Origin of the sequence: Pseudomonas paracarnis (genome assembly GCF_904063055.1) — a bacterium.
GTDB classification, from domain to species: domain Bacteria; phylum Pseudomonadota; class Gammaproteobacteria; order Pseudomonadales; family Pseudomonadaceae; genus Aquipseudomonas; species Aquipseudomonas paracarnis.
In genome coordinates this window covers 393827-417283 of record NZ_CAJFCN010000003.1, presented here as the reverse complement: position 1 = coordinate 417283, position 23457 = coordinate 393827, and the positions used below count along the sequence as shown (strand labels likewise).

Annotated in this window: 20 protein-coding genes; 8 read left to right on the top strand and 12 right to left on the bottom strand. The window is 60.2% G+C overall.

Translation table 11 applies throughout. The features are described 5' to 3' along the window. Positions 1–50 precede the first annotated feature (50 nt). Entirely contained in the window at positions 51–1088 is a 1038-nt protein-coding gene (locus JMV15_RS09050) for an alpha/beta hydrolase family protein (protein WP_032902166.1), read from the top strand. Here the strand turns inward: JMV15_RS09050 and JMV15_RS09045 are convergent. The 3 genes from JMV15_RS09045 to JMV15_RS09035 form a co-directional block, all read right to left on the bottom strand. Beyond that, complete coding sequence (locus JMV15_RS09045; protein WP_038450028.1) at positions 1082–2254, bottom strand: MFS transporter; 1173 nt, start codon at positions 2252–2254, stop codon at positions 1082–1084. The two genes, JMV15_RS09050 and JMV15_RS09045, sit on opposite strands and share 7 nt — an antisense overlap. Positions 2255–2673: 419 nt before the next feature. Beyond that, positions 2674–4260, bottom strand: coding sequence for an ABC-F family ATPase (locus JMV15_RS09040; protein ID WP_003191057.1), 1587 nt, complete (start codon positions 4258–4260; stop codon positions 2674–2676). A 142-nt stretch (positions 4261–4402) separates the two neighbouring features. Continuing rightward, positions 4403–5641, bottom strand: a complete 1239-nt coding sequence (locus tag JMV15_RS09035; RefSeq protein ID WP_038450030.1) for an MFS transporter — start codon at positions 5639–5641, stop codon at positions 4403–4405. Positions 5642–5795: 154 nt separating this feature from the next. Here JMV15_RS09035 and JMV15_RS09030 point away from each other — a divergent pair, with 154 nt between their 5' ends. Continuing rightward, entirely contained in the window at positions 5796–6608 is an 813-nt protein-coding gene (locus JMV15_RS09030) for a class I SAM-dependent methyltransferase (RefSeq protein ID WP_014718359.1), read from the top strand. A 319-nt stretch (positions 6609–6927) separates the two neighbouring features. Here the strand turns inward: JMV15_RS09030 and JMV15_RS09025 are convergent, their stop codons facing one another. After that, a complete protein-coding gene (locus JMV15_RS09025) occupies positions 6928–7314 on the bottom strand; it encodes a TIGR03067 domain-containing protein (RefSeq protein ID WP_019820134.1) in 387 nt (128 codons plus the stop codon). 340 nt (positions 7315–7654) lie between these two features. Between JMV15_RS09025 and JMV15_RS09020 the strand changes: the two genes are divergently transcribed. Together JMV15_RS09020 and lpxO are read left to right on the top strand one after the other, a co-directional pair. After that, positions 7655–8980, top strand: a complete 1326-nt coding sequence (locus JMV15_RS09020) for a Wzz/FepE/Etk N-terminal domain-containing protein (RefSeq protein ID WP_014718361.1) — start codon at positions 7655–7657, stop codon at positions 8978–8980. A 263-nt stretch (positions 8981–9243) separates the two neighbouring features. Continuing rightward, positions 9244–10143: a lipid A hydroxylase LpxO gene (gene lpxO, locus JMV15_RS09015; protein ID WP_014718362.1), complete on the top strand. Its 900-nt coding sequence runs from the start codon at positions 9244–9246 to the stop codon at positions 10141–10143. A gap of 18 nt (positions 10144–10161) precedes the next feature. Here lpxO and ligD read toward each other — a convergent pair whose 3' ends face one another. Together ligD and ku are read right to left on the bottom strand one after the other, a co-directional pair. After that, the gene (gene ligD / locus JMV15_RS09010) at positions 10162–12675 is read right to left on the bottom strand and encodes a DNA ligase D (protein ID WP_038450033.1); all 2514 of its coding nucleotides are present in this window, start codon (positions 12673–12675) and stop codon (positions 10162–10164) included. Positions 12676–12699: 24 nt separating this feature from the next. Next, positions 12700–13539, bottom strand: coding sequence for a non-homologous end joining protein Ku (gene ku / locus JMV15_RS09005; protein WP_014718364.1), 840 nt, complete (start codon positions 13537–13539; stop codon positions 12700–12702). Positions 13540–13724: 185 nt separating this feature from the next. On the opposite strand from ku, the gene JMV15_RS09000 reads away from it, so the two are divergent. Together JMV15_RS09000 and JMV15_RS08995 are read left to right on the top strand one after the other, a co-directional pair. Beyond that, entirely contained in the window at positions 13725–14033 is a 309-nt protein-coding gene (locus tag JMV15_RS09000; RefSeq protein WP_014718365.1) for a hypothetical protein, read from the top strand. Positions 14034–14045: 12 nt separating this feature from the next. Further along, positions 14046–15203: a PQQ-dependent sugar dehydrogenase gene (locus tag JMV15_RS08995; RefSeq protein WP_014718366.1), complete on the top strand. Its 1158-nt coding sequence runs from the start codon at positions 14046–14048 to the stop codon at positions 15201–15203. 176 nt (positions 15204–15379) lie between these two features. On the opposite strand, the gene JMV15_RS08990 is transcribed toward JMV15_RS08995, so the two are convergent. Together JMV15_RS08990 and JMV15_RS08985 are read right to left on the bottom strand one after the other, a co-directional pair. Next, positions 15380–15859: a nuclear transport factor 2 family protein gene (locus tag JMV15_RS08990; protein WP_038450036.1), complete on the bottom strand. Its 480-nt coding sequence runs from the start codon at positions 15857–15859 to the stop codon at positions 15380–15382. A 54-nt stretch (positions 15860–15913) separates the two neighbouring features. Beyond that, positions 15914–16477, bottom strand: a complete 564-nt coding sequence (locus tag JMV15_RS08985) for a TetR/AcrR family transcriptional regulator (RefSeq protein WP_014718368.1) — start codon at positions 16475–16477, stop codon at positions 15914–15916. A 123-nt stretch (positions 16478–16600) separates the two neighbouring features. On the opposite strand from JMV15_RS08985, the gene pssA reads away from it, so the two are divergent. Continuing rightward, positions 16601–17944 carry a CDP-diacylglycerol--serine O-phosphatidyltransferase gene (gene pssA / locus JMV15_RS08980; protein ID WP_060766465.1) on the top strand — a complete coding sequence of 448 codons (1344 nt, stop codon included), beginning with the start codon at positions 16601–16603 and terminating at the stop codon, positions 17942–17944. 71 nt (positions 17945–18015) lie between these two features. Here the strand turns inward: pssA and efeO (JMV15_RS08975) are convergent, their stop codons facing one another. The 4 genes from efeO (JMV15_RS08975) to efeU are packed head-to-tail and all read right to left on the bottom strand — an operon-like array spanning position 18016 to position 22234. Further along, complete coding sequence (gene efeO, locus JMV15_RS08975; RefSeq protein ID WP_014718370.1) at positions 18016–18831, bottom strand: iron uptake system protein EfeO; 816 nt, start codon at positions 18829–18831, stop codon at positions 18016–18018. A gap of 25 nt (positions 18832–18856) precedes the next feature. Next, a complete protein-coding gene (gene efeB, locus JMV15_RS08970) occupies positions 18857–20161 on the bottom strand; it encodes an iron uptake transporter deferrochelatase/peroxidase subunit (RefSeq protein WP_201491354.1) in 1305 nt (434 codons plus the stop codon). A gap of 14 nt (positions 20162–20175) precedes the next feature. Then, complete coding sequence (efeO, locus tag JMV15_RS08965; protein WP_201491353.1) at positions 20176–21378, bottom strand: iron uptake system protein EfeO; 1203 nt, start codon at positions 21376–21378, stop codon at positions 20176–20178. A 10-nt stretch (positions 21379–21388) separates the two neighbouring features. Next, entirely contained in the window at positions 21389–22234 is an 846-nt protein-coding gene (gene efeU / locus JMV15_RS08960) for an iron uptake transporter permease EfeU (protein WP_201491352.1), read from the bottom strand. Between the two features lie 168 nt (positions 22235–22402). Between efeU and JMV15_RS08955 the strand changes: the two genes are divergently transcribed. Beyond that, positions 22403–23419 carry an AraC family transcriptional regulator gene (locus JMV15_RS08955; protein ID WP_014718374.1) on the top strand — a complete coding sequence of 339 codons (1017 nt, stop codon included), beginning with the start codon at positions 22403–22405 and terminating at the stop codon, positions 23417–23419. The last annotated feature ends 38 nt before the right edge of the window (positions 23420–23457 follow it).

Here is a 23457-nt window from a genome sequence, read left to right as displayed (position 1 = left end):
GACTTTTTCTTCGACAGGCCGGTTCTTGTGCAGCAAAGGTGGACATCCCCATGATGCGTCTTTGTGCTGTTTTGGTTCTTTCGCTGTTGGGCGGCGTGGTTTCAGTGCACGCCGCACCGGCACCGCACCCCCATTGGAGTGTGGGGTTTCATCGCATGAGTTTTCTCGACCCGCTGGATGCGCAGCCGATGAAAGCCATCGCCTTCTATCCCTCTACCGATGCCGAGCGCACTACCGCGCTGGGCGCCTACCATGTGGCGGCCAGCGAAGATGCCAAGGTGGCGATCGGGCGTTTCCCGATGCTGATGTTGTCCCACGGCAATACCGGCACGCCGCTGGCCCTGCATGACCTGGCCACCGCCTTGGCGCGCAAGGGGTTTGTGGTGGTGGCGGTGCTGCATCCCGGTGACAACTACAAGGACCACAGCCGCCTGGGCACCGTGAGCAATTTGTATGGGCGGCCGATCCAGATCTCCCAGGCGATCACCGCCGCCTTGGCCGAGCCGATGCTGTCGCCCTTTGTGGATATCGATCAGATCGGCGTCATCGGTTATTCAGCCGGTGGCGAAACGGCATTGATCCTGGCGGGCGCCAAGCCGGATTTCGAACGCCTGCGCCGCTACTGCCAAGAGCGCCCCGAAGACCGCGACGCGTGCACCACCAAGGGCGAGTTGGTGGTCGATCGCGACGACTTGCAACCCCAGGCTGACCCGCGTATCCATGCTTTGATGCTGATGGCGCCGCTGAGCTTGATGTTCGGCCGCCACACTCTGGCGGATGTGCATGTGCCGGTGCTGCTCTACAGTGGCGATGGCGACCAGTTGGTGGCAGTGGACAAGAACGCCGCCGCCCTGGCGCGCAAGCTGCCGCAGCCACCGGATTTCAAACTGTTGGCCGGGGCCGGGCACTTTGTTTTCATGGCGCCGTGTGACAGTGACCAACTGGCAAGCATGCCCGCCATTTGCACGGATGCCGATGGTGTCGATCGCGAAGGCATCCACCGCGATCTGGTCTCCGAGGCCGGGCGTTTTTTCAGCCATACCCTGGGCGAGGCCACGCGCGCCGGCTTGCAGACCGCTGATCAATAGGCGCGGCGCCTGAGCAGTACGGTCAGGGCGAGCGCGCTGACCGACAGCAACGCGGCGCAGAAGAATATCCAGCCGTAGCCAAGATTCAACGCCACGGCGCCCATCAACGGCCCGGCGATCGCCAGGGCCAGGTCGAAAAACACCGCATACGCACTCAGCCCCGCGCCGCGGCTGCTGTCCGGCACTTGCTTGATAGCTTCCACGCCGAGCGCCGGGTAAACCAGCGATAAACCAAAACCGGTCAACCCGGCGCCGATCAAGGCCACGCCGGTAGACGGTGCCAGCCACAACAGCGTCAGGCCCAGGGTTTCAATGAGCATGCAGGCGATGGCGGCGGTGAACCCGCCAAACCGGCTGATGGCTGAGATAAACACCAGGCGCGAGAGAATAAAGCACACACCAAATACCGTCAGGCAATACGCCGCACCGGCCCAGCCACGATTCAGGTAATACAGGGTGATAAAGGTCGTCAGCGTGCCGTAGCCAATCGAGGCCAGGCACAGGCTGGCGCCGAACGGCGCGATACGTCCAAACACAGCCCAGAACGGCAGCCGTTCGCCGCGTACCACCGGCACCGAGGGTTTATTGCGGATCAGCACCAGGCCCAACGCCGCCAGCACCGCCAGGGCAAGGCCGAGGCTGGCGTAGCCATAATCAGCCACCATCACCACGCCAAGTGGCGCACCAATGGCAATGGCGCCATAGGAGGCGATGCCATTCCAGGAAATCGAGCGTGCGGTGTGTTCGGCGCCCACTGCGCCCATGCACCAACTGATGGTCCCCACGCCAATCAGGCCCTGGGCCACGCCGAGCAACAGGCGACCGGCGATCAGAATACCCAGGCTCAAGCTCGGCAGGCTGTCCAGCAGCGTGGCGATTAAGGTCAGCACACCGCTGATCAGAATACCGGCCAGGCCCAGCACGATCGCGCGTTTGGTGCCGACGTTATCCGACATTCGCCCGGCCATCGGGCGGCTGAGCAGCGTGGCGAGGTACTGCGAACCGATGGTCACCCCGGCCACCACGGCGCTGAAGCCCAGTTGCTCGTGCACATAGCCTGGAATCACCGCTATCGGCAGGCCGATGCAGATAAAGGCTATGAAGGTGTAGAACACGATGGAAACGATCTGCAGGGTGATCGACAGGGAGGAGGGGGCGGCAGGCATGAATACTCAATCGCTGGCGGGCGGTGAAGCATCATGGCATATCCTGCACGACAGTAGGAGCGAGGGGACGCCTACAGAGGCCCCTGGGGGAGCGCGCTTGCCCGCGAAGGTGGTGTGTCAGTCACTGAATCTGTAGCTGAACTACCGCTATCGCAGGCAAGCCAGCTCCCACACGGGTTATGTATTGCCTATAAAATCAGCGCCTGGCACCGATTCCCTGTGGGAGCGGGCTTGCCCGCGAAGGCTGCCTGTCAGTCACTGCATCTTTAACTGAACCACCGCTATCGCGGGCAAGCCAGCTCCCACACTGGTTATGCATGGCCCATAAAATCAGCGCCCGGCACAGTGCGGATGCAAAAAGCCCTGTCACAGGGACAGGGCTTTTTTTGCAGCTTGTAGCTTGCAGCTCAGTGCTGCTCTTAGAACACCACACCCTGGCTACGCAGGTAGTCGTCATAGGTGCCGCTGAAGTCGATCACGCCGCTAGGGCTCAACTCGATAATGCGGGTGGCCAGGGACGATACGAACTCACGGTCGTGGCTGACGAAGATCAGCGTGCCCGGGTAGTTCTCCAGCGCCAGGTTCAGCGCTTCGATGGATTCCATGTCCAGGTGGTTGGTCGGTTCGTCCATGATCAACACGTTCGGCTTTTGCAGGATCAGCTTGCCGAACAGCATGCGACCTTGTTCACCACCGGAGATCACTTTGACCGACTTCTGGATCTCGTCGTTGGAGAACAACATGCGGCCCAGGGTGCCGCGAATCATTTGCTCGCCTTGGGTCCATTGGCCCATCCAGTCGAACAGGCTCACGTCGTCTTCGAAGTCGTGGGCGTGGTCCTGGGCGTAGTAGCCCAGCTCGGCGGCGTCGGTCCACTTGATGCTACCGGCGTCCGGGGTCAGTTCGTTGACCAGGGTGCGCAGCAGGGTGGTCTTACCGATACCGTTGGGGCCGATGATCGCCACGCGCTCGCCCGCTTCAACCTGGAAGCTGAAGTCCTTGAACAACGGCTTGCCGTCGAAACCTTTGGCCATTTTTTCGACCATGACCGCCTGGCGGTGCAGCTTTTTGTTCTGCTCGAAACGGATGAACGGGCTCACACGGCTCGACGGCTTGACTTCGGCCAGCTGGATCTTGTCGATCGCCTTGGCACGGGAGGTCGCCTGCTTGGCTTTCGAGGCGTTGGCCGAGAAGCGGCTGACGAAGGATTGCAGTTCGGAAATCTGCGCTTTCTTCTTGGCGTTGTCCGACAGCAATTGCTCGCGGGACTGGGTCGCCACGGTCATGTACTCGTCGTAGTTGCCCGGGAACAGGCGCAGCTCGCCGTAGTCCAGGTCAGCCATGTGGGTGCACACGCTGTTCAGGAAGTGACGGTCGTGAGAGATGATGATCATCAGGCTGGAGCGCTGGGTCAGGATGTTTTCCAGCCAGCGGATAGTGTTGATGTCCAAGTGGTTGGTCGGTTCGTCGAGCAACAGCACTTCCGGGTCGGAGAACAGCGCCTGGGCCAGCAGTACGCGCAGCTTCCAGCCGGGGGACACTTCGCTCATCGGGCCGAAATGCTGTTCCAGGGGAATACCCAGGCCCAGCAGCAGCTCGCCGGCGCGGGATTCGGCGGTGTAGCCGTCCATCTCGGCGAACTCGGTTTCCAGCTCGGCCACGGCCATGCCATCTTCTTCGCTCATTTCCGGCAGCGAGTAGATGCGGTCGCGCTCGGCCTTGACCTTCCACAGCTCCTCGTGGCCCATGATCACGGTGTCGAGCACGGTGAATTCTTCGTAGGCGAACTGGTCCTGGCGCAGTTTACCCAGGCGCACATTCGGCTCGAGCATGACCTGCCCGCCGGACGGGTCGAGGTCGCCACCGAGGATTTTCATGAAGGTCGACTTGCCGCAACCGTTGGCACCGATCAAACCATAGCGGTTGCCGGCGCCGAACTTGACCGAGACGTTCTCGAAGAGCGGCTTGGCGCCGAACTGCATGGTGATGTTAGCTGTGGAGATCAATTACTTTACCTATCAATGGGTTGCGAGCGTGACGGCAGGTGCCTTCAGGCATGCGTCAACAGCGACATCAAGGCGCGAAACCCGGTCGCTGAACACAAAATTTGGAATGTGTGTTGGAATTTGGCGCGCATTGTCGCATATGTCAGGCGACAGTTGTATGGCGAGCGAAGGATGGTTTTGCCAAGGTCTCCGGCATCGCCAGCCACAACAGCATCAAGGCAGCGGCTGCAACTGCCGCCAACGTCAGGAACGCCGCGTTGTAGCCAGCCTGCTGCACCACGAAACCGGCCAGGCTGCTACTGAGCGCCGCGCCGAGGCCAAATACGGTGGAGAGGGCGCCCAGGCTGACGTTGAAGCGCCCGGTGCCTTGGGTCAGGTCTTTGACGATCACCGGGAACAGGGCGCCGAAAATGCCGGCACCGATACCGTCGAGCATCTGCACCGCCACCAGCCAGTAGGGGTCGCTGGATAAGGTATAGAGCACGCCACGCAACGGCAGTATCAGGAAACCTACAAGCAACAGCGGCTTGCGTCCCCAGACATCGGCCTTGAGCCCGACCAGCCAGGCCATCGGCACCATCACCAACTGTGCGGCGACAATGCAGGCTGAAGTCAGCGGGGTAGCCATCTGCAGATTGATCTGCGCCAGTTTCTGACTGACCAACGGCAGCATCGCGGCGTTGGCCAGGTGAAACAGTGCGCAGCAGATGGCGAACAGTAGCAGCGGTTGGTTGGTGAGCAGCGCGTTAAGCCCCGAGGGCTGTTCGTGGTCGGTGTGATGGGCCGGATCGAAACCACGGGCGACCTCATGGTCAATCGCCTTGGCCGGCACGCAACTGACCGCAATGACACTGGCGACGGCCATGAACGCCATCAGGTAGAACACCACCACCGGCCCGAACAGGTAGGCCAGCCCGCCGGCCAGCAATGCGGCCACGGCATTGCCGGCATGGTTGAAAGTCTCGTTGCGCCCGGTACGCCGGGTGAAGGCACGCGGCCCGGTGATTCCCAGCGAAATGGCGGAAATTGCCGGGGCAAAGACAGAGGCAGCTACGGCGCTGGCAGCTTGGGTCAGCGCCACCCAGCCAAATGAACTGACGAAGGGCAGCATCAGGCAACTGCCCGTCACCAACAGCGCGGCCAGGGCGACCACCGCACGTTTGCTGCGAGTGCGGTCGATCAACGCACCCGCGGGGCCTTGGGTCAGCAAGGCAGCGATGCCTGCGAGGGTCATGACCACGCCAATGCTGGCCGGCTCCCATTGATGCACGGCCAGCAGGTAGATCGCCAGGTACGGTCCGAGACCGTCGCGCACATCGGCGAGAAAGAAGTTCAGGCTGTCCAGGGATAAAGCGATGCGCAGGTCTGAATGACGGGCCACGATGCGACCTTCAAGAGCGGCGTTCAGGGGCTGAACACGCGTTGGGTTAATGACCGGTGGGCTGGGTGATAAGTTTCGCGGTGGGCCAGGGTTTCCTCCTGCGCGCATTTAATTTACTTTCCGAAGCCCACTGGAATGAATTTCTGGAGAAGCAATGGACATGCCCTCAGCGCAAGAGGCGATCGCCAGCAATAGAAATGCCTGGGACGAATCCGCCGGGTTGCATAAAGACACCGCGACCTGGGCGGCACTGCTGGACTCGGTAGCCGAGCCTGATTTTTCCTGCCTGGACCCGACCATCACCACCTTGCTGCAAGAGGTAGGCGTGGTGGGCAAGGACGTGGTGCAATTGTGCTGCAACAACGGGCGCGAAAGCCTTTCGTTGTATGGCTTGGGCGCCCGTTCGGTGGTGGGGGTTGATCAATCCCGGGCGTTTCTTGAACAGGCGCGGGAGTTGGCTGAGGCCTCGCCACACAGCCCTGAGTTCATTGAGACCGATATCCACCATTTGCCCGAGCGTTTGCAGGCACGGTTCGATATTGCCCTGGTGACCATCGGTGTGCTGGGCTGGATGCCGGATGTGGCGTTGTTCATGCGCCAGGTTGCCAGTGTGCTGAAGCCCGGCGGTACGTTGGTCATGTACGAAACCCATCCCTTTCTTGAGATGTTTGACCCCTGTGGGGCCAACCCTATGCTGCCTGCCAGTTCTTACTTCCAGCGTGAACCCTTTGTGCTGCAGGAGGCAATTGTCTATGAAGGGAAGGATGAGCGGCCCGGGCCGACCTCCTATTGGTATGTACATACCCTGGGCAATGTAGTCAGCGGGGCTATCGCAGCGCGGTTGCAGATCGCTCATTTGCAGGAATACCCGCATTCAAACCGGGAAGAACTCTACGATCAATATGAGCATCAGGCCGCGCAACTGCCCCTGTGCTTTACCATGACAGCGATCAGGCGTGATGGCTGATCAAGGTTTGCGCACGCAAAAAAAAGGCCCGCGAGGAGAGGGCGGGCCAAGTGATTCACTGGAGTAGGTAGGCCTGACCTTATAGGTCGAAAAGTGAAGTCCTTGTGAAAATGCCGTGATCAAATCGGATAATCACGGCTTATGTGTCCACCTGTGGCGAGGGAGCTTGCTCCCCTAACGGCCTGCCAGCCACCGCCTGTCTGCCTGACGCCCCGCGTTCAAACCTGTGGGAGCTGGCTTGCCTGCGATAGCGGTGTATCAGTGACAGATTAGTTGACTGACCCACCGCTATCGCAGGCAAGCCAGCTCCCACATTTGATCAAGAGCGCCGCACGAAGGTGCGCATGGTTTGCCCTGGGCCAGTGCTGAATACAGTGGGCCTGGGCATGCCCTCATCCGCTGCGATAAACACAAAATCATCGCCGTCGAGCCGGTAACTGGCGGGGAGTTGCTTGCCTGCATCATCGCCCATGTCGTCCGTCCAGGTAATGCTTTTGGGCGTGGTACTGGCGTCCAGTACGAAGCGTCCTGCCAATAATACTTCGCCACTGACCGTGGTCACTTCGAAGCGATCCCCCGCAATTGTCGTCGTTGCTCCCGGCGCGCTGTGGGCATCCACGGGGTTAAGCACGCCACTGTCTTCAAGGGCTGTTTGTTCCCAAGTGCCTTGCAGTGCGCGAAAGTCCGAAGCGGAAAGGGGTGACATGCAAACTCCTTATTGCTGTTCAAAAAAATGTTCAATTGTATTGAGGCTGACACTGTTCCGCCTGTAGGCGAAATTTTTTTCTTTATAAGACAGCTATTTGACAGCTTTTTCATGTTGTATTGACTACGCTTGCAACCAGATCAGTCTGACATGGCTGTGTCATTTGGCTTACTCACCGAAATGAAACCGAAATAATCCCTAAGTTTGTGGGATATTTCAGGGGACTGAGTGGTCACATCGCCATTGGTCTGCCGTATCCAGGGCGTTGTCCCTGATTTTTGAAGTCTTTTAGACTTCTGAGAATGATGGCCTTTTAGTATTATTTTAAGGTGTTCTTATTTTGAATCGTACTTCCCCGCTTCCGCCTTCCGCAGCGTCTGATGAAATTGATTTATTTGAATTGTTTCACGCCATCTGGCGACAAAAAAAGCTGGTGATCGGGTGTACGCTTCTGGCCGGGGTATTAGGCGCAGGTTATGCCTTCCTGGCACCCAAGACCTATGAAGTCAGCAGTGTGTTGCGGCCTGCTGCAATCAACGAGCTAGACGCCTTGAACCGTTCGGAAGTGTATAAGTTGCCGCCTGCCGATGCGCTGCTCAAAGTGGGCGCGCAGTTGGACTCTTATGATGCACGCCTGGGGTTCTTCAAGGATCATGAGGAGTTGTTCAAGGCGTTCAAGAAACCGGGGCAAACCCTTGAGCAGAGCTTTGAGGCGTTCAACCGCAATTCGGTCAATCTGATTTTGCCTGACCCCAAGAAATCCGATTCGTTGAGCAGCTATATCCGTCTGGAACTGCAATACCCGACCGACGTCGATGGTGTTGCGATCCTCAACGGTTTTGTGGACTACGCCATTGCCGCCGAGCGTCAGCAAGTGGGTGCTGACCTCAAGGTGATCGTCAATAACCGCTTGAGCGAGCTCAAGGGCAAGATCGACGCCGCCCGCGCCAACTACGATACCGATAAAGAATCGAAAATCGCCAAGCTGCTGGAAGCGGACCGGCTCAAGCGTGCCCAACTGCAGGATGAACTCAGCGCCCTGCGCCTGCAGATGAAGATGGAACGCACCAACCGCCTCGCCGAGTTGGCCGAAGCCATCAGCATTGCCAAGTCCATGGGCATTCGTACACCGACAACGCCGTCCTCAATGGCCGACTCCACCCGCACGGGTTCGAGCCAGGTCATGCGGACCGAGGTGAACAACCAGAAGATCCCGCTGTATTTCATGGGGACCGAGGCGTTGGAAGCCGAACGCGCTGCATTGCAGCAGCGTACCAGCGACGATTTCACCAACCCGCGCATTGCCGAGATCGGCAAAGAGCTGCAACTGCTGGAAAGCAACCGCGAGGTTGAGGTGCTGCGCAAGCGTGGCAATGAAGACATCTTCTTGCAGGACGTCGAGCCGCTTCGCGCTGAAGTCGCCAGGTTGCGTGGTTTGAATATCGATATGAGCAACCTCAAGCTGGTGACGATTGACCGTCGAGCCCAGGAACCTCTGTCGCCGATCAAGCCGAAAAAGCCGCTGGTTATCGCGTTGAGCCTTGTTGGCGGACTGTTGCTGGGCCTGATGATTGCGCTGATCCGCTACTTCGTTCGCAGCCGCACTCAGGCCGTGCCCTATACGGCATTAGGGGATCGCCGCGAGGGTAACGACTCGCCGCTGTAACCCTTCAAACGCCCTCAAACAGGCAGGCTCAAGGGCCTGCCTGCTCCTACCCCCAGCACACTCAGTAGACAGCTTTTCACAATTCTTAGTTAACCTTTGGTTACAAAGTGTGGCTAAATAACTGCCAATGGTCGCACTCAGGCGGTTATCCGCCGGCCGTGTCGCCTGTATGTGAATTGTGATTTCAGGTGCTGCTTATCCATCCTCGGCCGTTGTGGGCCCGCAGGAGCAGCCTGTTCTCTCCCTGACGTGTGACGAATCCCTTGAAACTCATCATTGTTGCTCTCTACGTTGCTTCCATTGCGTATGTACACCTGCGCGGTCGGGTGCGACACAAGCTGGGTCGCCAGCTTAGCGATCACTCGACGTTCCTGGCGCCGATCAACTGTTTCCTGTACCTGTTCTCCAAGCAGCCCAGCCGTCCCTACCTCTCGCCCAGCGACTTTCCAGACCTGAGCCCATTGCAGGAGCACTGGGAAGAGATCCGCGAAGAAGGCCAGAATCTGATGCGGGCGGGTGAGATCAAACGCTCGGAGCAATACAACGACGTAGGGTTCAACTCGTTTTTCAAGACCGGCTGGAAGCGGTTCTACCTCAAGTGGTACGGCGACAGTCACCCCTCGGCGATGAAGCTGTGCCCACGCACCACCGAGCTGGTGCAAAGCATCGGCTCGATCAAGGCGGCGATGTTCGCCGAGCTGCCACCGGGCTCCAAGCTGGTACGTCACCGTGACCCGTATGCGGGCTCGTACCGCTATCACCTGGGGCTGGATACCCCTAACGATCCAGGTTGCTACATCAATGTGGATGGCGAAAGCTATTACTGGCGCGATGGCGAGCCGGTGATGTTCGACGAGACCTACATTCACTACGCGGAAAACACCACCCAACAGAACCGCATCATTCTGTTCTGTGATATCGAACGGCCGATGAAGTACCGCTGGGCAGCTGCGTTCAACCGCTGGTTCAGCCGCAATGTGATGGCGGCCGCAGGTTCGCCCAACGATGAGGGTGACAAGACCGGCGGCCTCAACCGTGCCTTTACCCGTCTGTACAAGATTCGCCTGCGTGGCAAAGAGCTCAAGAAGCGCAATCGCACGCGCTACTACCTGGAAAAGTGGGCGATCTTTGCCGGTCTGGCGCTGATCTTCATTCTTATCTGACCTGGCTCAAGGCGCGGATCACCCAGGGGGTTGCGCGCCCAGCTTGTCCCACATCTTTTTGCTGATCTTCTGTCGATTGGCATACCCCGCCCAGGGGTCATCCTTCAACGTTTGCAGCCGCTGATGCAGGTTCGCCACTGTCCACTGTTGGGCGCCGCGTAATCCTTTCAACTCCTCTCGACTCACCGGCACCGACACTGGCAGGCCCGGGCGGGCCCGCACGGAATACGCCGCTACGGTACTGGCGCCACGGGCGTTGCGCAGGTAATCGATAAATATCTTGCCGACGCGGTTCTTGGGGCCACTGGTGGCGGTAAAGCGTTCGGGCAGTTGCCGGGTCATGAATTGCGCAATGGCTTTGGCGAACGCCTTCACGGTGTCCCAGCCGTCGCGCCGGGCCAACGGCACGATCAAGTGCAGGCCCTTGCCGCCGCTGGTTTTGACGAAAGCTTGCAAGCCCAGCTCATCGAGTACCGACAGGGTCAGTTGGGCCGCTTCCAGCATGGCTTTCCAGGGCAGGGCCGGGTCCGGGTCGAGATCGAGAACAAACAGGTCAGGCGTTTCAATCTTGTCTGCAGTGGCGCCCCAGGTGTGAAATTCGACGGTACCCATTTGCACCGCGCCGACCAGGGCCTCCACGCTGTCTATTTCCATCAGGCGCGCATGGCCTGGGTCCAGCGCCTGGTCCAATTGCTTGATGTGGGGGATGGCCATACGCTCTGAGTGCTTCTGGAAGAACTGCTCACCTTCGATCCCTTCCGGCGCCCGCAGCAATGACACGGCACGTGCGCGCAGGAAGGGCAGGATCCATTCGCTGATATCGGTGTAGAACTGCGCCAGTTGCTGTTTTTGCGTGCCGCTGTGCTTGTCGATAATGCGCTCGGGGTGAGTGATTTTCACGCTCTTCACCGTTGCCTGCGCTTTACCGGCTTTCGACGTTTCGGGTGCCTTGACCGACTTGGCCGCGCGCGGCTGTTCATGAATGATCTGCGAGGCTGGCTTGTCGGTGCGCAGGCCCACAAACGCGGCTTGGCGCACCACGCCTTCGCGGGTCCATTCGGCAAATTGCACCTCGCCGACCAGGCTCGGCTCAACCCAATGCACGCCACGGGCCTGGGCACTGGTCAATGGTTTTTGCAGGGGCGAGTCCTTGCGCTCAAGCGGGGTGAGCTTGGCATAGATACTTTTCAGCGCCGCCTGGTCAAAGCCCGTGCCCACGCGCCCGGCATATACCAGGCCGGTGTCATCGTTGACCGCCAACAGCAGCGCCCCAAAGCCGCTGCGCGAACCTTGGGGGCGGGTGTAGCCGACAATCACGAACTCTTGGCGCAGGCGGCATTTGAGCTTGATCCAGTCGGCACTGCGCCGCGACACGTAGGGGCTGCCGGCGCGCTTGCCGATCACGCCTTCTAGCGCCAGGTCACAGGCGCTCTCGAAAATATCGCGCTGGCTGGCGGCAAAGGCTTCGGAGAAGCGCAGCAGTTTGCTTCGGCTGGCGGACAGCGCAGATTTAAGCGCAGCCCGACGCTCTTCGACCGGGTCTTCACGCTGGTCGCGGCCGTTCAAAAACGGTGCGTCGAACAGGTAATAGACAATGTCCAGGCTGCGGCCGATATCGAACGCGTTTTGCAGCGCCTGGAAATCCGGCAGCCCGTCGCCATTGAGGCTGACCACTTCGCCATCCAGCCAACTGTCCTTGAGCTTGAGGGCTTGCAAGGCTTTGCACTGACGTGGCAGGCGTTCGGTCCAGTCGTGGCCGTTACGGGTGAACAGGCGCACTTCGCCGTCGCGAATGCGCGCCATGATGCGGTAGCCGTCGAACTTGATCTCGTAGCGCCAATCACCTTCGGGCGCCCGGTCCACCAAGGTTGCCAATTGGGGGGCAAACTCATCCGGCAGGGCAGCGATGCGCTTGGGCGTTTTGGCTTTTGGCGCGGCCTTGGGTTTGGCCTTGGCCTTTGGCTTACCCACCACCGCATCGCTGAGCACGCTGGCGGGCTCGGCCTGGACGATATCGAACTCAGAGGCCGGGCGCGCCTGCTGATCGTTTTCCTTGATCAACAGCCATTGCTCCTTGTCGCCGCTGCCCTTGAGCCGGGTGCGTACCAGCGCCCAGTCACCGGAGAGTTTTTCACCGACCAGGGTGAATTTGAGCTTGCCCGCCGCGTAGGCTTTGCGCGGGTCATCGTGGGGCTGCCAAATGCCTCGGTCCCATACGATCACATCCCCCGCACCGTATTGGCCGGCGGGAATGCTGCCCTCGAAACTGCCATAGCTCAGTGGGTGATCTTCAACATGCACCGCCAGGCGTTTTTGGCTCGGGTCCAGGCTTGGGCCCTTGGGCACCGCCCAGCTCAGCAGCACGCCATCGAGTTCCAGCCGAAAGTCGTAGTGCAGGTTGCGCGCATCGTGCTTTTGAATCACGAAGCTGAGGGCCGAGACGTTGCGTTTGCTGGCGGGTGAGCTGCCGGCGGGTTCGGCGGTGATCTTGAAATCGCGCTTGCGATTGTACTCACTCAGGGGCTTTGCCATGTCATTCTCCCGTCAATGGCAGGCTCAAGAGGCCTTGTTATTGGACTTTTTCGCGGTGCTTTTTTTCGCCGCAGGTTTACCCGCCAGACTGCGTTTGAGCAGTTCGGTCAGGTCGATGACATCCGCGGATTTTCGCTCTTCGCCGCCTTCGACCGTTTCCACATCTTCGATCTTGCCGGCCTTGGCCTTCTTCGCCACCAGCGCCCTGATCTTGTCCTGGAAGCTGTCACGGTATTCATCGGGCTGCCAATCGGCGCTCATGTCTTCCACCAGGCGCTTGGCCATGTCCAATTCACCTTTGGCCAGGGTCGGCTTTGTCACATCGCTGCCCAGTTCCAACTCATCCAGGCTGCGCACTTCAGCGGGCCAGCGCAGCATGACCAGCACCAGAGCCGATTCCAGCGGCATCAACGCGGCCAGGTGTTGCTTGGTGTGCAGTACCACATTGGCCAGGGCCACCTTGCCGGTTTTTTTCAGCGCTTCGCGCAGCAGTGCATAGACCTTGCCGCCGCGTTTATCCGGAGCGAGGAAGTAGGGCGTGTCGATGTTTTGCAGGGGGATCTGGTCGCTGGCGACGAAGGCGATGATTTCGATGGTCTGGGTGGACTTGGGGTGGGCCGAGCGAATTTCGTCTTCGCTGAGCACCACGTAGCGTCCTTTTTCAAAGGCCACGCCCTTGACGATATTTTCCTTGGTGACTTCCTTGCCGGTGGTTTTGTTGATGCGCTTATAGCCCACCGGGTCCATGCTGCGCTTGTCCAGCCAGTCAAAGTCGACGCCTTGTGAAGAGGTCGCCGAGACCAGCGATACCGGGATGTGAACCAAGCCGAAACTGATGGCGCCTTTCCAGATTGCCCGTGGCATAGGTGTGATTCCTCAACGAAGAGCCTGTGTGCTGGTGACTCACAGGGCAGGGCAAAAGTTTCGGCGGATAGATGCTCGGACAGATCGTGTTACACCTGATGAGAAACTATTTAGTGTCACAACGCGAACCCGCGGCGTAGCGTGTTATCGAAAGCACGTAGTACTTGGCATAGAGAGGTTTGGCCATGAACCGTTGTGTACGTCATCTCGCAGCACTGGCGCTGGGCCTGGCCCTTGCGCCATTGGCCCAGGCGCAAAACCTGCCGGGGCGTAGCGACCACGGCCCTATTCACCGGGCCAACCCCAATAGCATGCAGGGCACCCAGCCCAATGCACCGGCTGTTCGCAGTATCCAGCCAGTCCCGGCCAACCCGCGGCCAACGCTGGAAAACGGTGGCATCGGCAACCGCTACCCCAAGCAGGAGGCGGCCCCCAGCCGCCCGGCCACCGCACCCAAAGCGCCCACCTATGATGCCAACGGCAATCGCCGCTGAGGATTTCGCCTTATGTTTGTACGTAAAACCCTGCTAGCCGCCCTGTGCGCCACCGCGTTGCTGCCGTTGAGCGCGGCGTATGCCGTCGATAGCCAACAGTTCCCCACTGAGCAAGGCAGCATCACCGCCACGCCGGTCGCCAAGGGCCTGGACCATCCATGGGCGCTGGCGTTTTTGCCGGACCAGCAAGGTTTCTTGGTGACCGAGTTACCTGGGCACCTGCGGTTTGTCAGCCCGGACGGCAAGCTGTCTGCGCCCTTGAAGGGCGTGCCGCAGGTATGGGCCAAAGGGCAGGGCGGGTTGCTGGATGTGGTGCTGTCGCCAGACTTCAAGCAGGACCGCCTGGTGTACCTGTCGTACGCCGAAGGCGGTGGCGAGGGTGGCAAGGCCGGCACAGCCGTAGGGCGTGGTCGCTTGGCCGCTGACTTGAGCGGCTTGGAGGACTTCAAGGTGATCCTGCGCCAGGAGCCCAAGCTGTCTACCGGCAACCACTTCGGCTCGCGCCTGGCCTTCGACCGTGATGGCTACCTGTTCGTGACTCTTGGAGAGAACAACGACCGCCCCACGGCCCAGGATTTGGACAAGTTGCAAGGCAAAGTGGTGCGCATCTACCCGGATGGGCGCGTGCCGGATGACAACCCTTTCGTCGGTCAACCCGGCGTGCGTCCCGAGATCTGGTCCTATGGGCAGCGTAACCCGCAAGGGCTGGCCTTGAATCCCTGGAGCGGCACGATCTGGGAAAATGAACACGGGCCCCGTGGCGGTGATGAAGTCAATATCATCGAGCGCGGCAAGAACTACGGCTGGCCGTTGGCAACCCATGGCATCAACTATTCCCTGCTGCCGATTCCCGAAGCCAAGGGCAAAACGGCAGAGGGCACAGTGGCGCCCCACCATGTGTGGGAGAAGTCGCCGGGTGTCAGTGGCATGGCGTTCTATGACGGCGACCGGTTCAAGGCATGGCAGCACAACCTGTTTGTCGGTGCGCTGGTGAGTCAGGAGCTGATTCGGTTGCAGTTCGAGGGTGACAAAGTGGTCCACGAGGAACGCTTGTTGGGCGAATTGAAAGCGCGGATCCGCGATGTGCGACAGGGGCCGGATGGGTTTCTGTATGTGCTGACCGATGAGGATGATGGTGTGTTGTATCGCGTTGGGCTGAATCAGGACTAAACGTGTGGGAGGGGGCTGGCAGCAGACGCAGATCCAATTGATGCCCCGCGATCCAAGTGTGGGAGCTGGCTTGCCTGTGAAGGCGGTGTGTCAGGCGCTGAATCTGTTACTGCACGACCGCTTTCGCAGGCAAGCCAGCTCCCACATTGGATCTCATTCGGTCTGCAGAGTCGGGGTTATAGCCCCAGCTCTGACAGGCCGGGATGCGCATCCGGGCGCCGCCCCAGCGGCCAATGGAACTTGCGCTCGCTCTCCTTGATTGGCATATCGTTGATGCAGGCAAAGCGGTTGGCCATCAAGCCGTTCTCGTCGAACTCCCAGTTTTCGTTGCCGTACGAGCGAAACCAGTTACCCGAATCATCGTGCCATTCATAGGCATAGCGCACGGCGATGCGGTTATCAGTAAAGGCCCACAATTCCTTGATCAGTCGATAATCCAGTTCCTTGGCCCATTTACGGCTCAGGAACTGCTTGGCTTCTTCGCGGTTATGGGCAAATTCGGCGCGGTTACGCCAGTTCGTGTCCAGGGTGTAGGCCAGGGATACACGTTGCGGGTCGCGGGAGTTCCAGCCATCTTCGGCCAGGCGGACTTTTTCGATGGCAGAGGTGCGGGTAAACGGCGGCAGGGGCGGGCGGACTTCTTCTTGGGCTGACATGGGCGACTCCTCAATGCAATAAAGGTTGGGTCGAAAGTTGCCTGGGCTGTGGGTTCAAAGTTGCAGTAAGGTCCGCGCCATGCATTGCGCATTATCGGCAGCGGTTGAATCACCCATGACCAGGGCAACGGTAATGGCGCCATCGATCAGGATCAGCAGTTGCGCGGCCTGCTGCTCCGGGTCGGGGGTGCCATGTGCTTGGCACAGTTCAAGTGCGTACTCGAACAGTTTGCGTTTATGGGCCTTGGCCAGCAGGCGCACCGGGTTTTGGGCATCGCCGGTTTCACCACTGGTGTTGATAAAGGCGCAACCGCGAAAGTCTGCCGAGCCGAACCAGCGCTTGAGCGCGCTGAACAGCCCCAGCAGGCGTTCGCCGCTGTCGTCGCTGCGTTCCACTTCGCTGCGCAGCCATTGCATCCAGCGCTCGTCGCGGCGTTGCAAGGCGGCCACCACCAACTCATCTTTGTTGGCGAAGTAGCGATAGATACTTTTTCTCGACACGCCAGCGGTTTTTACCAGTAAGTCCATACCGGTGGCAGCGATGCCGTGGCGATAGATCAACTTCTCGGTGACGTCGAGAATAATGTCGCGGGTTTCATTCTGGGTTATATCGTTCATGTCGAGTACAGTAGAACGACCGTTCTTCATGGTCAACAGTCTTTTTCGATTGCCCGTTGCGAGACCTGAGCAGCCTCATGGTGTAAGCTTTGAACCTCTTCGGATTCGACCATTGCGAGCCCTATGCCGTCGTTCTTCAAACGCTCCCTGTTGCCCAAGCTGCGCGGTTTTCCGTTGTCCAACGAGGCCCTTGAGGTGCTGCCAAGCGCCGACGCCTACCGTCGCTGCCTGCTGGAGAAAATCGCCCAGGCCACGCGGCGTATCTACATCGTTGCCTTGTACTTGCAGCAGGACGAGGCGGGGCAGGAAATCTACGACGCGCTACACGCCGCCAAGGCCGCACGGCCCGAACTGGACATCGTGGTGATGGTGGATTGGCTGCGCGCCCAGCGCGGGCTGATCGGCGCAGGCAAGCAACCGGGCAACAGCGCCTGGTACCAGGCCATGACCCAGCGCCACGCCAGCGAAGTACCGGTGTACGGCGTGCCGGTGCAAACCCGCGAGCTGTTCGGCGTGTTGCACCTCAAGGGTTTCGTGATCGATGACAGCGTGCTGTACAGCGGCGCCAGCCTGAACAATGTGTACCTGCACAAGTTCGACAAATACCGCTTCGACCGTTATCACCTGATCCATAGCCAACCCTTGGCCGATTCGATGCAGCACCTGGTGGAACACGGCCTGGTGGCGTCCAAGGCCGTGCATCGCCTGGACCTGCCAAACCCGCCCACCACTCGCAGCCTGCGCAACGACATCGGCGACCTGCGCAGCCGTCTCAAGCATGCGACCTACGACACCACAGCCGGGCAGTTGCCCAATGGCCATCTGTCGGTCAGCCCCTTGCTGGGCGTCGGCAAGAACAACCCGTTGAGCCGGGTGATCCTCGAACTCATCGCCAGCGCCCAGCAGCAACTGACCATCTGCACGCCGTATTTCAACCTGCCATTGCCGGTAACCCGCGAGATCAACCGTGCCCTGGCACGCGGTGTGAAGATCGACATCGTGGTGGGCGACAAGACCGCCAACGACTTCTATATTCCGCCCACTGAACCCTTCAAGGTGATTGCGGCGTTGCCGTACCTGTACGAGATCAGCCTGCGGCGCTTTGCCAAACGGCACCAGCCGATGATCAACAGCGGCCAGTTGAACCTGCACCTATGGCGCGACGGCGATAACACCTATCACCTCAAGGGCATGTGGGTGGATGAGCGCTACACCTTGCTCACCGGCAACAACCTCAACCCGCGGGCGTTTCGCCTCGATCTGGAAAACGGCTTGCTGATCGACGACCCTCAAGGCCAATGGCTAGGGCCGCGAAGCGCCGAGCTTGCGAATATTTTCCAACACACCACGCGTATCCAGGGTTACCAGCAATTGCAGACGCTGGTGGATTACCCGCCCGCTGTCGGCAAGTTCCTGCGGCGTGTCAGCCGGGTGCGGATCGAGCGCTTGCTGTACCGCATTCTCTAACTGAGCAACGTGCCGGCAAAAAAACACCCAGGCCCCTCGACAGGGACTGGGTGTTTTTTTGTGCGCGGCAGTTAGTTCAAACCCAGCTTGCCGCGCAGGGTCGAGAGGTCTTCGGCCAAGGTGTTGACCGGGCCGACCAGGGCCTTGCGGTCGTTGTCCTTGACCTTGTCATAGGTCTCGAAGCCGCCGTCCTTGGTTTTGTACTTGGCCAGGATCTTGTCGACGCTGGCAAAGTTCTTGTCGACTTTTGCCAGGAAGGCCTGGTCCTGCTGCCCGATCTGGCCACGGAACAGGTCAACGATTTTCTTCGCGCCGTCGATGTTGCCCTGGAAGTCGTACAGGTCGGTGTGGCTGTAGCGGTCTTCTTCACCGGAGATCTTGGTGGCCGCGACTTCTTCAAGCAACGCAGCGGCACCACCGACGACTTTTTCCGGCGGGAAGGTCAGGCCGTCGACGCGGGTCTTGAGGTCATTCACGTCCGCGTTGAGCTTGGCCGTCAGTGCTTGCAGGCCCTGGGTCGAGTTCTGCGAGAACAGCGCGTATTCGATCCGGTGAAAGCCCGTGAAGTCTTCGGCCGTCACGCCTTTTTCATGGTCGTCGACACGCGAATCGATGGACGCGTCGAGGTCGCTGAACAGCTCGGCGATCGGCTCAATGGACTCATAGTGCACGCGGGTTGGCGCATAGAGTTTCTTGGCCGTGGCCAGGTCGCCTTTATTGATAGCGTCGGTGAACGCCTGGGTCTGGGTGACCAGTTCGCCGATTTCTTCGGTGACGTAGATCTTGTAATCCGACACCGGGCCCACCAAGTCCAACGGCGCAGTAGCGGCGAAGCTTGCCAGTGGCGAAAGGCTGAGTAACAACAACGCGATAGACGACTTCTTCATGGGAGACATTCCGCTCTGGTGTGTTTTAGGTCTTGGCAGGATTTTGAGAGTGCGTTGCCGCGAGCAGCGTGCGCCCGATGAAATCCTTGGGGCCGGTGACCCCTGGCAAGGTGAAAAAATACCCGCCACCCACGGGCTTGAGGTACTCCTCCAGCGGCTCGCCGTTGAGCCGGGTTTGCACGCTGATAAAGCCTTTCTCCAGGTCAGCCTGGTAGCAGATGAACAACAAGCCCATGTCCAGTTGACCGTTTTTGTTGACGCCGTTGGAGTAGTTGAACGGCCGCCGCAGGATCAGGTTGGCCTGGGTCTGCGGGGTGCGTGGGTTGGCCAGGCGGATGTGGGCATCGAGCTTGGTCAACTTGCCTTCAGGGTCCTTGCTGTAGTCCGGGACCTGGGTTTCATGCTGGCCGTCCATGGGCGCGCCGGTGGGTTTGACGCGGCCGATGATGCTTTCCTGTTCTTGCAGCGGGGTGCGATCCCAGCGCTCGACAAAGTTACGGATGATGCGCACGGCCTGGTAACTGCCATGGGCGGCCCAGGCCGGTTCGTCGCTGGTGGGCTGTACCCAGACGATCTGGTCCATGGCCTTGTCATCGTTGGAATTGGGGTTGGCCGAGCCATCGCGAAAGCCCAGGAAATTGCGCGCACTCTGCGCCGGCTCACCGGGTTTGGTCGGTGCCTGGGGCGGCACGCTGCCTTCTTGCTTCCAGCGCACCAGCAGCAGGTCGGGCAGGTTTTTGACGATGTCGCGCAGCGCGTGGATATTGGTGTCTGGCGTATTGGAGCTGAACTGCAGGCTCAGGTCGCCGTGGCACTGCGCCGGTTCCAGCGCATCGTTGGGAAAACCGACCATGCGGCTCAGGCGCTTGGGTTTGGCCGCCGCGAGGCCGAAGCGTTCGTCGAACAACGACTCGCCGACCGATACGGTAATGGTCAGGTTATCCGGCGTGACCACCGGGCCAAGGATGCCGGAATCGGTAGGCGGCAATTTCGGGTCGACCTGGGGCACGGTGCCGCCGGTCATCAGGAACGCGATGCGCTCGTTGAGGGTGCGGAACAGGCGTTCCAGGTCTTCGCGGTCGCTGGCCAGTACATCGAACGCCACGACCATGCCGCAGGCCGGGCGCGGGGTGACGATGCCGCTTTGGTGCTTTCCGAAAAACGCTTGGTGGTCCTGGGTCTTGTCGCTACGCGGGGCCGTGGTGACTTGCTCGGCCGCTGCCGCCATCGCCGGGCAGCTCAGGCTGCTGCCGGCAATCGCAGCGCCGGTGGCCGCCATGCCCAACAGGACGCGGCGACGTTGGAGGTCAAACTGTTCTGTATCACTCATGTGTGCGGTCGTCTTCACTGCAGGCCGGAAAGGCCAAGGGCGGGGTCGATTCCATCGAGTGCAACGGCCAGTGCCTTGGCCTTATCGGCGATCTGCTTGCGCTGATCGGCTGTAACCTTGTCGTAGGTTGGGTAGCGGTCATTCACCTTGAGCCCCTCGAGTTCGGTGTCGAAGGCGTTGAGCGCGCTGTCGATAGCGGGCAACAGGTCGGCGGCGGACTTGCCCAGTAACGGGCGCATCAGGTCGACCACTTTGCGGGCCACCTCAAGATTGGCGGCAAAGCCGTTCAAGTCGATGTGGCTGTAGCGTTCCTCTTCACCGCTCGCCGCGCGAACGTCTGCCAGGCTGTCGAGGTTGCGTACCACAATGCTCACCAGTTGCTCTGGTGGCAGGGACTGGGCCAGTAACTGTTGCTTGAGCGTGGCGACGTCGGTAACCAGGCGTTGGGCGACCGGCGCCAGGCCATCAAGGCTGTGTTGCTGGAACAGGCTGTATTCCAGGCGATGGAAGCCGCTGAAGGCGGGGTCTTGCTCGCGCTTTTCAAAGTAATCGGCGCGGGCGTTGATCGCGTTATCCAATTCGGCCAGGCGCTGGGACGCCGGCGCCTGGCGCTGATACGCCTCACGGGCCGGCACATACAGTGCCTGTGCCTGGGCCAGATCACCGGCGGCGATGGCCTGTTGCAGGGCCGTCACGGCCTTGACCAGCGCACCGCCTTGGCCGCTCAGGTACACGCGAAACTCCGACAACGGGCCAATAAAGGCCACCATCGACGGCTTGGCCTTGGCCTGGGCGTCAGACTCTGCAGTGGGCGTAACATGCAAGGTGCCACGCGGGTTGCTCAACAGGCCACAGGTAATGGCGTAGTCACCGGGCAACAGGTTGGCATTGATCACCTGGCTCAGGCCCGGGGCAATATTCTCCCGTTCTTCGACCACCAGCACGCCGTCGAGGATTTCCCACTCCACCGCACGGTCGGAGCGGTTGATGATACGAAAGCTTGCGCGCCCGGCCGGCACGGTGAGAGCGTTAGGCTCGCAGGCGTGACTGTGAATCGTGACCGCGATTTCATTGTGGTTGGTCTGGCGCTTGGTCGCGGCCAATTGCGAGGCGTAGTAGAACAGGCCACCGGCGGCGATCATCACCACCACCGAGCCGGCCACGCCCCAGCGCAAGGCGCGGGATGGCGGGGCCGATTGAGGGGTTGGGTTGGACAAGAGACGGTCCTTACTGGCTGGAAACGGAAGAGGTATTGGCAACGGGCTGGGTAGGGGCCGAGGGCAGGAAGAACATCACCAGGGCCACCACCAGGTAAATCAGATAGGCGCCCAGGGTGCTGACGGTCGGCGCCTCCTGGTAACCGAACATGCCGGCCAGTACCGAGCCGAGCGGGCTGTCCATGGGTAATGCAGCGCTGAAATCGAACAGCACGGTCTGCCAGTGGTTCCACACGCCGGCCTCGTGCAGGGCCTGCACCGAGTTGGCGAGAATGCCGGCCGCGACCACCAGGATGAATAGGCCGGTCCAGCGGAAAAACGCGCCGAGGTTCAGGCGCATGCTGCCGGAATAAATCAGCAAGCCGACGACAATGGCCAGGACCAGGCCGAGCAGGGCGCCTATCGGAGCGCCTGGGCCTTCACTCTGCTGAAACACGGCCAACAGGAAGAACACCGTCTCCAGTCCTTCGCGGGCCACGGCAAAAAACACCATGGCGATCAGGGCAAACACCTGGTGCCTGGAGCCGGCCAACGCATGGTCGAGAGATTCATGCAGCGAGTGTTTAATCGAGCGCGCCACTTTGCGCATCCAGAACACCATGGAACTGAGAATACCCACGGCGACCAGGCCGACGACACCTTCAAACAATTCCTGCTGCTTTTGTGGGAACTCCGCACTGACCAATTCCAGGCCGCCGCCCACCAGCAGCGCCAGCGCGGCCGCCAGGAACACGCCGATCCACACTGCAGGCAACCACTGGCCACGCCCGGTCTGTTGCAGGTAACTGGCGATAATGCCAACGATCAATGCCGCTTCAATGCCTTCGCGCAGCATGATTAAAAAAGGAACGAGCATCGGGCACCCGGGCGCAACTAGTTAGGGAGCTAAGTTGTAACATAATGATACTCATTGCTAAACAAGAAATATTGACCTTTGCTGAACGTGGGCTGAACAGTGGTGGCGAAGCGCAACCGCCTTTATGATGCGGGGCAATCAGACCGCAGCCGGATAGCTCAACGCCCCATGTCGGAAAAAGACACCATCTCCATCCACCTCGTGCGCGAAGCGCTGTTGCAGAGTTGCGCGCCGGGAGCGGCCACCGTTGAGGCATTGAGCAAAGTCGGGATTGATCCGGCGTTGCTTGAGCAGCCCGACGCTCGCGTGGCGGCCACGGCCTATGCACGCCTGTGGCGCTTGCTGGCGCGGCGCAGGGACGATGAGTTCTTTGGCATGGACCCGCGCAAGCTCAAGTCCGGCAGCTTGGCGTTCCTGTGTCGCGCCGCCGTGGCGCAACCCAGCCTGGCAGCGGGCCTGGAAACCGGCCTGGGGTTTCTGTCGTTGATGCTGGAGCACATGCCAGCCCAGCTGGTGCGTCAACAGAGCCTGGCGGAGATCGTCCTGCTCGAACCTGAGCATGAACCCAAGCGTGCGTTTACCTACTTCACCTATTGGATGATCGTCCACGGCGTCGCCTGCTGGCTGGCAGGGCGGCGCATTCCGATCCTCGCCATCGAGTTGCGTTGCGCGCAGCCGGACTTCTGTGACGATTATCAGGTGATGTTTTCTGACAACCTGCGCTTTGATCGGCCACGCACCCGCATGATTTTTTCTGCCGACTGCCTGGACCTGCCGATCAAGCGCAGCCCGCAGGAGCTCCAACGTTTCCTGGCTCATGCACCGGCTAACATCCTGGTGAAATACCGCGACCCGGAAAGCCTCGCCACGCGCATCAAGCACGACTTGCGGCAGATGCCCCCCGACACCTGGCCGGAAACCGAGGGGCTTGCCGCCAGGTTGTGTATTTCTGCGTCCACACTACGCCGTCGCTTGGCGGAAGAGGGGCAGACCTATCAGGGCCTCAAGGACAGCGTGCGCAAGGAACTGGCGATTGTGTGGTTGGCCGAGCCGCAGATCAGTTTTGCCGAGATCGCCACGCGGCTGGGGTTTGCCGATGCGAGTTCGTTCTACAAGGCCTTTCGTAAGTGGGTGGGATCGAATCCGGGGCATTACCGTAGCCTGATTCTGGGTGAGGCCAGCTAAATCCCACACGAAAAAAAGCCCCGCGACCGAATGGACCG